This is a genomic window from Corallococcus macrosporus DSM 14697 (assembly GCF_002305895.1).
In the GTDB taxonomy this organism is placed as follows: Bacteria; Myxococcota; Myxococcia; order Myxococcales; family Myxococcaceae; genus Myxococcus; species Myxococcus macrosporus.
In genome coordinates, this window is record NZ_CP022203.1 from 544541 (window position 1) to 557476 (window position 12936).

12 protein-coding genes are annotated in these 12936 nt (G+C 71.5%); 2 read left to right on the plus strand and 10 right to left on the minus strand.

The window, feature by feature from the left end; translation table 11 throughout:
• The first annotated feature begins 43 nt into the window (after positions 1-43).
• A complete protein-coding gene (locus MYMAC_RS02375) occupies positions 44-313 on the plus strand; it encodes a hypothetical protein (protein ID WP_095956876.1) in 270 nt (89 codons plus the stop codon).
• Between the two features lie 27 nt (positions 314-340).
• Here MYMAC_RS02375 and MYMAC_RS02380 read toward each other — a convergent pair whose 3' ends face one another.
• The 6 genes from MYMAC_RS02380 to MYMAC_RS02405 all read right to left on the minus strand — a co-directional run bounded on the left by MYMAC_RS02380 (position 341) and on the right by MYMAC_RS02405 (position 7283).
• On the minus strand, positions 341-1318 hold the full coding sequence (locus tag MYMAC_RS02380) for a hypothetical protein (protein ID WP_239989290.1): 978 nt from the start codon (positions 1316-1318) through the stop codon (positions 341-343).
• Between the two features lie 245 nt (positions 1319-1563).
• The gene (blaMYX, locus tag MYMAC_RS02385; RefSeq protein WP_095956878.1) at positions 1564-2349 is read right to left on the minus strand and encodes an MYX family subclass B1 metallo-beta-lactamase; all 786 of its coding nucleotides are present in this window, start codon (positions 2347-2349) and stop codon (positions 1564-1566) included.
• Between the two features lie 106 nt (positions 2350-2455).
• Positions 2456-2989 (minus strand): hypothetical protein, encoded by a 534-nt coding sequence (locus MYMAC_RS02390; RefSeq protein ID WP_095956879.1) that lies wholly within the window; start codon positions 2987-2989, stop codon positions 2456-2458.
• A gap of 105 nt (positions 2990-3094) precedes the next feature.
• On the minus strand, positions 3095-3745 hold the full coding sequence (locus MYMAC_RS02395) for a class I SAM-dependent DNA methyltransferase (RefSeq protein WP_095956880.1): 651 nt from the start codon (positions 3743-3745) through the stop codon (positions 3095-3097).
• 73 nt (positions 3746-3818) lie between these two features.
• A complete protein-coding gene (glgX, locus tag MYMAC_RS02400) occupies positions 3819-5945 on the minus strand; it encodes a glycogen debranching protein GlgX (protein WP_095956881.1) in 2127 nt (708 codons plus the stop codon).
• Positions 5946-6011: 66 nt separating this feature from the next.
• Positions 6012-7283, minus strand: coding sequence for a hypothetical protein (locus MYMAC_RS02405; protein WP_043709510.1), 1272 nt, complete (start codon positions 7281-7283; stop codon positions 6012-6014).
• 276 nt (positions 7284-7559) lie between these two features.
• On the opposite strand from MYMAC_RS02405, the gene MYMAC_RS02410 reads away from it, so the two are divergent.
• Positions 7560-7778: a hypothetical protein gene (locus MYMAC_RS02410; protein WP_013936390.1), complete on the plus strand. Its 219-nt coding sequence runs from the start codon at positions 7560-7562 to the stop codon at positions 7776-7778.
• A 167-nt stretch (positions 7779-7945) separates the two neighbouring features.
• Here the strand turns inward: MYMAC_RS02410 and MYMAC_RS02415 are convergent, their stop codons facing one another.
• From MYMAC_RS02415 to MYMAC_RS02430, 4 genes are all read right to left on the minus strand, one after another.
• Entirely contained in the window at positions 7946-8464 is a 519-nt protein-coding gene (locus tag MYMAC_RS02415; protein ID WP_013936389.1) for a hypothetical protein, read from the minus strand.
• A 155-nt stretch (positions 8465-8619) separates the two neighbouring features.
• Complete coding sequence (locus tag MYMAC_RS02420; protein ID WP_239989291.1) at positions 8620-9321, minus strand: MOSC domain-containing protein; 702 nt, start codon at positions 9319-9321, stop codon at positions 8620-8622.
• A gap of 128 nt (positions 9322-9449) precedes the next feature.
• Positions 9450-9974, minus strand: coding sequence for a hypothetical protein (locus MYMAC_RS02425; RefSeq protein ID WP_013936387.1), 525 nt, complete (start codon positions 9972-9974; stop codon positions 9450-9452).
• 31 nt (positions 9975-10005) lie between these two features.
• Positions 10006-12537, minus strand: coding sequence for an efflux RND transporter permease subunit (locus MYMAC_RS02430; RefSeq protein ID WP_239989605.1), 2532 nt, complete (start codon positions 12535-12537; stop codon positions 10006-10008).
• Between the last annotated feature and the right edge of the window lie 399 nt (positions 12538-12936).

Here is a 12936-nt window from a genome sequence, read left to right on the forward strand (position 1 = left end):
ATCGACACGTTCTCCTCATTCGCTGCCGCTGGACGCGAGGACGGTGGCGGGAAACAACCCGTTCGACCTCGACACGAGCGACACCTTCCGCTGTCCCCTCGGGCACACCGCAGGCCTCAATCAGATTTCGGAGTTGTACGTCGAGCGGCCTCGCCACGACGGTGCTGACGTGTGGGTGACGGACAAGCTGTTCGGCGACCGGCGTGGCGAGTTGAGGCCAGAGCCGCGCCTGCTCATCTCCCCGCGTCTCCGGGATGCACTCCAGGCGATGAACGCCCAGGGTTACGCGCTGGAGGCCGCCCACTTCGTGTGAATGGGGCGGCCTCGCGCTGTGGCGAGGTCACTTCACCGCGTCGGCGTCCTGGGGCACCAGCGGGAGGGGCGCCTTCGCCGTCTGTTGCGCGGGGGTGGCCAGGATGGCCTCCACCGGTTCGTCGGGTCGCGAGGCGGGCTCCGGCTTCATCTGCGTGCACTCGGCCGCGTTCCGGACGCCAAGCCGCTTCTTGCCCGATGGCGAGCGCGGCTGATTCACCTTCGCCAGGGTGGCCGACGATGACAGCTCGCACATGGGCGGCGTGTCAGCGCCGGTGTCGATGACGGGCTTCATCACCTTCGGCGGTGGCGCCGTCGGGGTCCCCTTCGACGATGAGCTCCTCCGCGAGGAGGACGACACGTCCCCCCGGAGCGCCGCGTCGCTGCGCTGCGTGGCGTCCGTCCGCGTGTTCGCCAGCCCCTCGCTGCTGGAGGTGGAGGTGGCCGTCGCCACCGCCGAGGGCGCGGGCTTCTTCGCCGCCTCGCCCAGCGCCTCCGCGAGCAGGTTGTTGCTCTGGTGCATCTGGTCGCGCGCCCGCTCCATGCTGGCGTCGTGACGCGTGAGCTGCTCCGACATCGTGGCTTGATGCTGATGGCGTTCCTTCTCGATGCTCGCCTTCAGCGTGTCCCGCTCCCGCGCCACCTCTGACAGCCGCTGCTCCAGCGCGCCCTTCTCCGTGTTCAGGATGTTCTCCGCCCGAGCCATGCAGGCGGAGAGGACCTGCTCCTCGGACTCCCGCTCGGGCAGGGCATCGCCCCGGTTCCACGCCATCATCGCGGTGCTCTGCCAGCGGTAGTCCGTGTGCATCACGCACTCCTGGACCAGCCGCGTGAGCCGGTCCTCGGACCAGACGGGCACGGGCCGTGCGCAGGGCCCCACTTCCTCCTTGAGCGTGGAGGGAAAGGCCCGGGTCTGCTTCACCCAGCAACCGTCCCGCTGCTCCATCCGCACCGAGGTACACGCGCTCGCCACCATCGCGAGCGACACCGCAGCCACAAGCCTCATGTCTCCCTCCGTCCCCAACGCCCACCGGCCCGTGCTTCTGTGCGGACGGTAGGGACGGCGCGGATTCGCGCCCACGGCCGTGAACCCTGGAGCCGCGTGGGAGTGTCCGGGGAGAGACCTTCACCGGCAGGCAGGCGAGCGCGGAGTCCTCCACCGCGCGTGTGCTGGCCAACGCTCCCGTCCGCGCGGGCGAAGCACCGTCACCTCCTCCACGCCTGCCCGGCCATCCTCCAGGGCGGCGCCGCTCAGCGCAGCAGCGCTTCCGTGTGGCTCAGCAGCTCCGGCCCGCCAGGCTGTCCGTGCCCGGGAACCACCACGCGCGCCTCGGGAAACCGCTGCCGCGTCCGTGCCAGGCTCGTGGGCCAGGCCGCCACGTCCGCGTCCTCCACGTTGCCCAGGTTCGTCGCGGCGCCGTCCTTCACGAAGCAGCCGCCGAACAACACGCCGCTGTCCCGGTGCCACACGACGATGTTGTCCTTCGCGTGGCCCGCGCCAGGGAAGAAGAGCTCCAGGGAGCCCACCGTGCTCGACTCGGTGAACGTCTCCCAGGGGCCCTGTCGGCCCAGGGACGTGGCAATCCGCGCCGTCTCCGCGAGCCCACGAACGGGAATCCCATGGGGAACGAGCGCGGGCACGCCCCCGAGCCGATCCGCGTGGAAGTGCGTCACCACCGCCGCGCGGACCGGACGCCGAAGCGTGTCCCGGGCCCAGTCGAGCAGCAGCGCGCCCTGCCGTGCATCCCAGCCCGTGTCGACCAGCAAGGACGTCTCACCCTCCTCGATGATGAGCCCGTTGGTGGAGACACGGCCGAATGGCTCCAACGTCACCTCCGTGACGTGCAACCAAACGCCAGGCGCGAGCTTCCGCACGCTCACGTCATCCGCCAGCACGTACGCGTCCGGCCCCTGGGGCTGCGCCTCCACGGGGAGGTTCCGCTCGACCGCCGCGGCCGGCGCGGTTCGGGTACAGGCGGTGCTCAGGGTGATGAGGAGCGCGCCGGCACAAGCCCAACGCGGGGGAGCAAGCATCATCGTCGAAAGGCCTCGGCAGCGTCGATGCCGCGTGGGAGTGGAGGGATTCTAGCGGCACACCGAGGCGGGCCTGCGGCCTGTCGCGGTGCGCCCTGGTTGTACCGAATCAGCGCGCCTCGGACAGATGGGAGGTGACGAGCCAGCCCTGGCCGTCGAATCGGTAGAGCCAGGTGGCATTCCCCTCGCCCCAATCGACCAGGCCCTGTCCCGGAGGCATGGACGCGTCCTTGGAGACGTAGCGCTGAAGGCAGCTCAGCTCGCGCGGCAGCGTCTGGACTTCCCGCGCGCTCCCGCCCCGCGTGAAGAGCACCCGCACCGGGACGGACTGGTTGCACGAGTAGCCCGCGCCCGGGAAGGCGTAGTCCTGCTCCCCGTCCTGGTCGAAGTCTCCTGGCACGCACGGCCAGCCGCTCTCTCGCAGGACCTCCAGGTCCACGCCGACCTCCTCGAGGTGGGGCGCGGCGTCTCCGACGGTGCCCTTGCACAGGCACCGGAAGTCCGCCTCCGTGTCGCATCCCTCATCCACGAGCGCCACCGCGACCCGTCGCGGCGTTGCCTCGCCACGGAGGGGCGCTTCCGCACACCCCACGAACACCGCCAGCACAAACGCCCCGATGCAGGTCCAACGCGACTGAATCACGTGTTGATGCCTCCTGGGAGGGCGCCTGTGCAAGCCCCGTGCACACCTTGGAGTGGCCGGAGCGTGGCTCTCAGGCAACGAAGGCGCGGTCCAGGAGCCACGCGCTCAGCGCCGCTCCACCTCCCACCAGCCGAACCACATCGTCCGCTGCTCCGTGAGCTGCACCCAGCCGGGGGCATGCGCGTACGCGCGCGGGAGCAACCCCGCCGCCGTGACGGCCCGCGCGGTCTCCTCGAACGAGTACAGGTGCAGCGTCACCTCGGGCCCCGCCGTTTGAATCCGGGCCGAGGGCGCCTCGTGCCCCTCCAACCCCGGCCGCCGCTCCAGCACGGTGAAGAGCAGCCTGCCGCCCGGCTCCAGCGCGTCCGCGAGGTGCTTCAGCACGCGCGGCAGGTCGTCACAGAAGTCCAGGCAGCCGACGGCGAGCGCGACGCTGAAGCGCCCCCAGTCAGCGGGAACCGGCTGGTGGTAGCTGTGCACCTGCCACGCGCCTCCGGGCCGCGCCGAGCGGGCGAGCGCGAGCATCTCCTCGGAGAGGTCGGTGCCGACCACGTCGACGGCGGCGTCCAGTCCCCGGGTATGAAGCCCCGGCCCGCAGCCCACGTCGAGCACGCGGGCGCCGGGCGTCACCACCGCGGCGAGGAAGCGCTCCACCCGCTCCTCGTAGCGGTGCAGCGCGGGGAAGAGCGCCTCGTAGGCCGAGGCAATCTCCCCGTACACCTGCTTCACGCCCGCTTCCTGCTCATCCCGCGACACGGCGCCTCCGGCTCGTGCGGACGCCTCCGCCGAGGAGCGCCTCGGCGGGGCACCCTAACATGCGGCGCCAGCCTCAGCCCGCGACCTGCCGGAACACCGCGAGCGAGCGGCCGATGAGCTCGAACGTCTCGCCCTTCACCGGCTCGGGGCCCCGGCTGTCGTCGGCGGTGCAGAGCTCCAGCTCCCACCGCTGCCCCTGCGCGGCGGGCGGCACCTTGTACGTCACCGGCTCATGGTGCGCGTTGAGGAGAATCAGCAGCGCGTCGCCGAAGATGCGCTGCCCGCGCTCATCCGGCGTGGGGATGGCGTCTCCGCCCAGGAGGAACGCCAGCGAGCGCACGAAGGGCTTCTCCCAGTCCTCCGCCTTCATCTCCGTGCCATCCGGCCGGAACCACGTCAGGTCCTTGTGCTCGGAGTCCCACAGGTGCTGGCCCTTGAAGAAGCGGCGGCGCTGGAGCACCGGCTGCCGGTGACGGAACTGGATGAGCTTCTGGGTGAACTTCAGCAGCTTCTGCCGCCGCTCATCCAGGTTCCAGTCCACCCATGACAGCGCGTTGTCCTGGCAGTACGCGTTGTTGTTGCCCCCCTGCGTGCGGCCCATCTCGTCACCGGCGACAATCATCGGGATGCCGGTGGACAGGAAGAGCGAGGCGAGCAGGTTGCGCTTCTGCCGCTCGCGCAGGGCGATGACGTCCGCGTTGTCCGTCTCGCCCTCCACGCCGCAGTTCCACGACTGGTTGTCATCCGCGCCGTCGCGGTTGTGCTCGCCGTTGGCCTCGTTGTGCTTGTGGCTGTACGTCACCAGGTCGTGCAGGGTGAAGCCGTCGTGCGCGGTGACGAAGTTGATGCTCGCCTGGGGCCGGCGGCGCGCCTCCGCGTACAGGTCCGCGTTGCCCGTCAGCCGGTAGCCCATCTCGCTGGCGAGGCTCTCATCCCCCTTCCAGAAGCGGCGCAGCGCGTCCCGGTACTTGCCGTTCCACTCACGCCAGGGCGGCGGGAAGCCGCCCACCTGGTAGCCGCCGAGCCCCACGTCCCAGGGCTCCGCGATGAGCTTCACGCGGCCGAGCACCGGGTCCTGGTGGATGATTTGGAACAGCGCCGCGTTCCGGTCGAACGCGCCCTCGCCCGTGCGGCCCAGCACCGTGGCCAGGTCGAAGCGGAAGCCGTCCACGTGCATCTCCGTCACCCAGTAGCGGAGGCTGTCGATGATGAGCCGCGCCGCCTGCGGGTTGGAGGCGTTGACGCTGTTGCCGCACCCGGTGAAGTCCAGGTAGTGCCGCCCGTCCGGCATCAGCCAGTAGTAGCTCGCGTTGTCGATGCCCTTGAGCGACAGCGTGGGCCCCAGGTGGTTGCCCTCGCAGGTGTGGTTGTAGACGACGTCGAGGATGACCTCGATGCCCGCGGCGTGCAGGTCCCTCACCATCGCCTTGAACTCGGCGACGGCGGCGCCGGGCGTCTTGCGGCTGGCGTAGTACTGCTCCGGCGCGAAGTACCCCAGGGTGTTGTAGCCCCAGAAGTTGGACAGCTTCTTGTCGTCCAGGAACGAGTCGTCCGCGAAGGCGTGCACCGGCAGCAGCTCCACCGACGTCACGCCCAGCTTCTGCAGGTGCTCGATGACGGGCGGGCAGGCCAGGCCCGCGTAGGTGCCGCGCAGGTGCTCGGGCACGCCGGGGTGGCGCATGGTGAGGCCGCGCACGTGGGCTTCGTACAGCACCGTCTTGCGCCAGCTCACGTCCGGGCGCCGGTCATTGCCCCAGTCGAAGTAGTCACTCACCACCACGGCCTTGGGCACGCCCGCCGCGCTGTCGCGCTCGTCCTTCGCCAGGTCCTGCTGCGCGTGGCCCAGCGGGTAGCCGAACACCGGCTGGCGCCAGTCCACCTCGCCGTGGAGCGCCTTGGCGTAGGGGTCCACCAGCAGCTTGTGGGGATTGCAGCGGTGGCCCTTGGCGGGCTCGTATGGGCCGTGGACGCGCAGGCCGTACAGCGCGCCCGGCTCCAGGCCCGGCACGTAGCCGTGGTGCACGAAGTCCGTGGACTCCGGCAGGTCGAACCGTTCGATTTCCCGCGTCGGGTCGGCGGGGTCGAAGAGGCAGACCTCCACCCGGGTCGCGACCTGGGAGTAGACGGCGAAGTTGACCCCTGAACCATCGAAGGTGGCGCCACGCGGCCAGGGCTTGCCCGGCCAGACTTCCCTACTCATTGCAGGCTCTCGATTCTGGAGGAAAAGCCCGCTCAATGTGGGATGGCCCCCGCGGGCTGGCAAGCGTCACGCGGCGGCGGCGTGGTCCAGTGAGCGCCAGGTCCCCAGCGCCCAGTCCTGCTCGTCCGGGTCGTCGAAGCTCACCACGCACAGGGCGCGGCGCTTGCCCGACGAGCACAGCGCCGTGAGGCGGCACTCGCCCGGCCCCACACGCAGGGAGGCCCGGCCGCTGACCCGCGCGCCGCGGTGCTCCAGGTCCATGGCCCGGCGCTCCATGAAGGTGGGCATGAAGCTGGCCGCGCCGCCGTCCTCCAGCGGGACGAAGCGCACGCTGCGCCGATGGTCCCGGGCCACCCAGGTGCCATCCTGGAGGTGCGCCTCCGCGAGCGAGCCCGGGATGCGAATCTCCCAGCCGGCCGGCAGCGCCACCTGCACCTCGCCACGCCGGTAGCCGATGGGCGGACCGCCGGGGACCTGGGACGCGCGCTGGTGGACCTCCTCGGCCAGCGTGCCCCCCACGCCCAGGTAGCCGAGCACCTCCTGCCACTCGCGCCACGGGTAGGGCAGGGACGGGTCCTCGCGCCAGGCCTGCTCCAGCAGGCGGGCCACGTCGCGCAAGCGCCGGCGTTCCTCCTCCAGCAGCGGCGGGCGCCAGACGACGTCCGTCCACAAGCGGCACCGCGCGCGGTCGAGCCGGGTGCGCGCGTCGATGCCCGGCGTCCACCAGGGGAACACGTCCATGCCGCGGCGCGGGTCCTCGAAGACGTCCAGCAGCCAGCGCGCGTCGCGGGGCCCCAGCGGCGTCAGCAGCGCGCCGGGATATTCGAAGGTGTGGCCGAAGCGCATGGACAGCGCGAAGCCGGATTCGCCGCGCAGCCGCATCCGCAGCACCTGGCCCACGGCCTCCTGGAGCGACGCGAGCATGTGCACGTCCACCGGCCCCGCGTCCCCGGTGTGGAAGTAGCCGGTGGGGTCCCCCGCCTTCGCGGACGCGCGCCCACCCGCCCAGACGATGTCGAGCGCGTCGCCCAGGGCCCGCAGCGCATCACAGAGGAAGACGTGGTAGCCGGGGCCCGCGGCGGAGGTCTCCGCGGAGACGGACACGTGGGCGCCCGAGGTGGCCACCAGCGCCACCTCGCCCGCCGCGGGGTGGAGGCGCAGCCGGAGCGTGGGGGCGCCCAGCGGCCCGGTCCCCAGCTCGGCGCTTTCGAGCAGCTCGGCGTGGTGCGCCTGGAACCACTGGGACATCCGCTGAAGCCATGGGATGGGGCCCTCGGGAGGGGAGAACAGGTGCTCGCTTCCCCGTCGCCTGCCGGCCAATGACAGCTTCACGCTCATCGCATCCCGTCCGAATTCTGAACCGCGCTACAGGTTCCGTTGACTATTTCAGCGTGGCTCTCCTCGAAGGTGCCACCGACGCGCAGTGGCGGCCCGCCCGTCCTCATCGTGGCCACGCACGGCAGGCATGGGTACGGCCACACGCCGGGCTGATGGCCCGCGCACGCGACCTGGGCGCATCGGCGTGAAGTCATAAGCATCCGTTCAGTCAGGCGGCCAGAGGCCAGGTGCCCATTGGGGAAAGGGCCCCCAGGTTTGAGAAGAAAGGAGGCCGCCATGAGCAAGAAGGACGTGTTGCACATTCCACCCGAGGCCGTACCCACCGCGCCGGACCGGAACGCGGACACCGAGGACGAGCGGCGCACGCCGCGCGAAAGTCCACCCGCGTTGCAACCGGAGGGCGGTCCCGCCGGCACGCCAGGGACGGGGGGCAGCCAACGCATCATCGAGCCGGTGAAGACGCCGCAGCCGTACCCGGGCTTCAGCGTGACCTGAGTCCGGCGTGTGACGACGAACGCGCGATGCCCACGGCGCGAGGTCCGTGGGCATCGCCGTCACCCTGGAGTGAGGCTCGCGCGACGGCGCAAACGCGACGATGCCCGCGGCGTGGAGGCCGCGGGCATCATCACCACCGCTGGGATTCCTTCAGGCCCGCGTCGGCATCAGCGCGTCGAGCTGTTCTCCGGCAGCGGCGTGGGCGGCGTCAGCCGGTTGTCCGGGTCCGTCATGCCGCTGCCGCCGGTGCCCGGCTCCAGCGTGGCGTCGTCATCCACGTCCAGCTCATCGCTGTCGGCGGTGTCGAGCGGCTCGACGTCACCCGCGCCGCCCGTGCCCGGCTCGCTGCTCATGTCCGGGTCGAGGTTCGGGTCCACCTCCGTGCCGGTGCCACCGGTGCCGGGGGGCATCGTCGGGTCCGCGTTGGGGTCCACGCTGTTCGGGTCCATGGGGTCCGTCTCGGGCGTCAGCATCGGGTCATCCATGCCCGTGCCGCCCGTGCCGGGGGACATCGTGGTGTCCGTGTCGGTGGTGGTGCCGGTGTTCGGGTCGCTCATCGTGCCCGTGTCGGTGGTGTCCGTCGTTTCTCGGGCCGCCCCCGAGTCGGACTTACAGGCGGTGCCGAACGCGAGGGCACCGGCGGCGAGAGAGGCGAGGACGGCCTTCGTCTTGAGGAACTTCGTCATGGTTCGTTCTCCGGTGGTTTGGTGTCTGCCTGCTGCTGGCCGGGAACGTGAGCAGCCGCTGAGCGGTCTGCTAGAGGCCCCTCCTGTGCTCGCCTGCTCTCCAGGCGGCGGCGGGAATGAAAGACGAAGGCGCCTTGCCTCCGAGGCGTTGTTCTTCAGGTGTCGCTGTTGGGGCCCTCCAGGCGCGGGCGGTCGTCTCCCCGCTTGCCCAGGGCACGTCGCTGGAGGGACTCGCGCCAGCGCGGCGTCAGCAGGGGACACGCGGCCAGCGCCGCGGCGGCCTCGGGGGCGTGGCCGTGCATGGCCTGGTTGGCGCAAGCGACGGTGAAGGCGGGGAAGGGGCGCTCCAGCAGCGTCACCGCGTCCCCCTCCTGGACACGGCCTTCCTCCAGCACGCGGTAGTACCAGCCGGTGCGGCCCGTCTGCTGAATCAGCAGCGACAGGTCGCGGCGTCCCCAGCGGCGCGCGGGCTTCCAACAGGGCTGGCGGGGCTGGGACACCTGCACGCGCGCGTGGCCCACGCGCAGCACGTCCCCGATGCAGACGTCCGCCTCCGTGCCGTGGGAGAACACCCAGTTCTCACCGAAGGCCCCCGGGCCGATGTCCTCGCGCGAGAGGTGTTCGCGCCAGAAGTCGTAGTGCGTGGCGGGATAGGCGAAGACCGCCTTCTCCGGGCCGCCGTGGACCTTGCGGTCCGCCTGGCCGTCTCCGGCGAGCCCCGTCACGGACAGCCACACCGGGCCTGTCACTGGCGCCTTGAAGATGGCGCTGGTCCAGGGCCGCTCCAGCGGCGAGGCGGCCCCGGCCACGCCCAGCTCCCGGGGCAGGCCCACTCGCAGCGACAGCAGGCGCGTCACGGGGGTGTCCATGGCCGCGGGACAAAGCAGGCGCGCGCGCCCCTGTCCAGCACGGCGGCGCCCCACCGGCGGCGCCGCGGGCCTCGCGGTGCCGGGTGGGGCGCGGCGTCAGGGCACCAGGGTGGCGCCTAGTAGCCCGTGCCCGCGTCGTTCAGGACGCCGGAGGGCGCGGGGACGGTGTTGGACGTCCCGGTGCCCGGCGTGGTGTCCAGACCGGGCGTCGTGACGCTGGGGCTGGGGAGGGTCCCCATGCCGGAGCCGCCCGTGCCCGCGTCCGCGCCGTAGGGCGTGGTGGTGCCCGGGACGGTGGACGTGCTGCCCTGCGCGCCCGTGTCGTAGGGCGTCGTGGTGCCGGAGCCGCCCGTGCCCGGCGTCGTCGTGGACGTGCCCGGGGGCAGGGTGTTGGGGTTCGTCGCCGGGGGCAACGTGTTGGGGTTCGTGTTCGTCGAGCCCGTCCGCGGGGTGGTGCCAGGGCCGCTGGTGCTCGGCGAGGTGTTGCCCGGCGCGGTGCCCGGCGTCACCGTCTGTCCGGTGGCCGGGTCCACCTGGGCCACCTGCACCGGGGCCTCCGTCGCGCTGCACGCGGTGGCCAACGCCAGGGTGCCCGCCAGTGCACCTGCCCACAGCCATCCCCGCTTCATCTGCTTCGCCATGTCGCTCCCTCCGTCGTGGGTGTTGTGTGTTTCAGCTTGCGTGCGTGGGCTCGCCGCGCCCCGAGTGCCGCGGCGGCTCCGGTTTCCGTGATTCCTTTCGGGCGGGGTGGCGCTTCAGCCTGCGCTCCGACAGCACCAGCAGCAGGGCCGGGAAGGCCACCAGCATGATGAGGAGGTTGGTGGCGAAGCCCAGATTGGCAAGTGCGCCAATGGAGTTGAGGCCCGGGTGGTCAGCGAGGAAGAGGGCGCCGAAGCCCATCGCGCTGGTGAGCAGGCCGCCGCAGATGGCCTTCCCCGTCTCCGAATACACGGACACGAAGTCCTGGCCTGGTGACGACAGGCGCGTCAGCAGGTGCACCCCGGCGTCCACCGTCGTCCCGATGAGCACCGGGATGACGAGGATGTTGAGGTAGTTGAAGTCCAGTCCCAGCAGCGGCATCAGCCCCAGCAGCGCGGCCAGGGACACCACGGTGGGCGCCATGCACAAGAGGGCGATGCGGAGCCCACCCAGCGTCAGCCACATGGCCAGCAGCACCGCCAGCGTGGTGCCTCCGAGGATGAGCGGCGCCTCGCGCGTCACCATGTCCAGGATGTCCGCCATCACCATGGACTCACCCGCCGCGGAGACGCGCGTGCCGTCCGGTGTCCCCGCGCCGCGAATCTCACGCGCCAGGGCGCGGACCGCCATCCCGTCCGACTGGTCCACGGAGGGGTACACCATCACGAAACCGCCCGGTGCACCCTGTCTGCCCACGAACTGCTGACGCACGCTGGGAGGCAGGTCGTCACGGGTGAAGGGCGGCGAGGCCGCTTGCCGGCGCAGCGCGTCCACCTGCTCCCGCTGCCGCGGCTCCAGCCGCTCCTCGGGGACGCGCTCCAGCAGCCGGGAGATGTCCTGGAGCACCCGCTGCTTGCGGGGTTGCTCCGCCGGCACCAGCGAGGACAGCGAGGCCACGAAGTCGATGGTGGAGTCCTCGCCGCGCTCGCGCTGCCGCGCGTGGAGCCGCTCCACCATCGCCTGCTCTTCCTGGGGCGAGCCGGTGAGCACCACCACCGGCGTCTGGGAATAGCCGATGAGGCGGTTGACCTCGCGGTCCAGCACGAAGGAGGGCAGGTCCTGGTCCTCCAGCGAGCCGAAGTCGAAGTCGAAGCGCACGCGCCCCGCCTGGCTCAGCAGCCCGAGCAGCACCACCGCGGACAGGACGGTGACGACGCGGCGGCGCCGCAGCAGCAGGTGGCCCATGGGGGAGCGCGCCGTGGTGACGGACGCGCGGCGGGGCGTCCACCCCCAGCGCGAGGCCAGGCCCAGCATCGCCGGCAGCACCAGGACATACGCGGCGATGAGCACCACCATGCCCACGCCCGCAATGACGCCGAACTCGCGGAACGCGCGGAAGCGCGAGGTGCCCAGCACGAAGAAGGTGAGCGCCGCCACCAGCGCGGAGACCAGCGCGGCGCCGCCGGTGTGCGTGAAGGCCGCGCGCGTGGCGGCCTCGGACGTGTGGCCCTCGCCGCGCAGGTGCAGGTAGCGCCCCAGCAGGTGGATGCCGTGCTCCAGGCCCAGGCCGCCCAGGATGGCGCCCAGGAAGCCCGTGAGGAGGTTGACCTCGCCGAAGACGAGCGCCACCAGGCCGTAGGTCCACGCGAGGCCCACGCCCACGGGCGTCAGCACCAGCCCCACGGCCAGCGCGCTGCGGAAGTGGAAGAGGAGGTAGAGCAGCATCAGCGACGTGGCCACCGCCGAGGCCACGCCGATGTCGCGCGCGATCTGCTTCTGCTGGTCCAGCTTCTTCTGGAAGGTGCCGGTGAGGTCCACCTGGAAGCCGGGGCCATACTGCGACAGGTCCTGCGCCGCGAGCAGCCCGCGCACCTCGTCCGTCACCTTGCGTGAGAAGCCCAGGTCCGCGGACGTGGTGTCCGGCTTGGCCAGCAGCACGATGCGGCGCTGCCGCTCGTCCAGGTAGTAGTCCCCCTCGCGAGTGGACAGCCGCTGCCCGGCGCCGCCCGCGTACTTCCGCTCCAGGTCGGAGAAGTCCAGGGACGGGGGCTCCTCTTCCACCAGGGGCACGTAGAGCGGGTTGGCCTGTTGCTGCTCCCATTGGAGGCGCGCCTCCAGGCGCCGGTGCACCTCCCGCAGGTCCTCCTCCGACAGGAAGTACAGGGCCCGGTCCCGGAAGAAGGCGCCGGGGCGCTGCGCCTCGACGAAGCGGATGCCGGGCAGCGCCTCCAGCTTGGGGGCCAGGTCATCCGCGAAGCGCTTCAGCGCCTCCGGGTCGGCGCCCTCGCCCACCACCGCCACCCAGCCGAGCGCGCCGAAGCGGCGCTCCAGCTCCCGCAAGTCCTGGACGCTCTCGAAGGAGGACGGCAGCAGGTCCACCAGGTTGGCGTTGAGGTGCAGCCCCCGCGCGAGGAAGCCACCCCCCATGGCCAACACCAGCGCCAGCAGCAGCGCCACCACCGGCCGCCGGTGGTGGTGCGCGGCCGCCGCGCCCAGCGCGCGCTCCACGCGCCCCATCCACCGCGGCTCGCCCGGAGGTGTCGTGTCGTTCGGATGCGGTTCCATCATGGGCCTGCGGCCACCACCCGCGGCCCCGGCCCTCCCGGACGCGCGGAGGGCGGAGCGGCTTCCCCTCCCTCGTGTGCTCGCACGCGCGAGCCCGTGTCGCCGGGGAACGTGCCCACGGAGAGGGTGCGATGCAGGCGTCCACGTCTGCTTGTCCGCCCACCAGGTAGGGGCAGCCAACAGCACCCTGGGGCCGCCGTCCGCCCCGCCCCTCCCAGGGGGCCGCGGCCTGTCGGCTGTTCCAAGCGGACGAGCATCCGCTCGGAGGCCGCGTTAAACGAGGCAGGTAATTCGCAGCCTTACTTTCCGCCTCACGGCATAAACGCGTTGACTCTCCCGTTAGCGCGTGCCCAAGGTGTCCGGCGATTCGGCCAGTCAACAGATGCAGGTGTCGCGAGC

Excerpts from the sequence above, each read along its gene's own strand:
- MYMAC_RS02380 (WP_239989290.1), bottom strand. The coding sequence starts at position 1,318 with ATGAGGCTTGTGGCTGCGGTGTCGCTCGCGATGGTGGCGAGCGCGTGT.
- blaMYX (WP_095956878.1), bottom strand. The coding sequence starts at position 2,349 with ATGATGCTTGCTCCCCCGCGTTGGGCTTGTGCCGGCGCGCTCCTCATC.
- glgX (WP_095956881.1), bottom strand. The coding sequence starts at position 5,945 with ATGAGTAGGGAAGTCTGGCCGGGCAAGCCCTGGCCGCGTGGCGCCACC.
- MYMAC_RS02405 (WP_043709510.1), bottom strand. The coding sequence starts at position 7,283 with ATGAGCGTGAAGCTGTCATTGGCCGGCAGGCGACGGGGAAGCGAGCAC.
- MYMAC_RS02410 (WP_013936390.1), top strand. The coding sequence starts at position 7,560 with ATGAGCAAGAAGGACGTGTTGCACATTCCACCCGAGGCCGTACCCACC.
- MYMAC_RS02415 (WP_013936389.1), bottom strand. The coding sequence starts at position 8,464 with ATGACGAAGTTCCTCAAGACGAAGGCCGTCCTCGCCTCTCTCGCCGCC.
- MYMAC_RS02425 (WP_013936387.1), bottom strand. The coding sequence starts at position 9,974 with ATGGCGAAGCAGATGAAGCGGGGATGGCTGTGGGCAGGTGCACTGGCG.
- MYMAC_RS02430 (WP_239989605.1), bottom strand. The coding sequence starts at position 12,537 with ATGGAACCGCATCCGAACGACACGACACCTCCGGGCGAGCCGCGGTGG.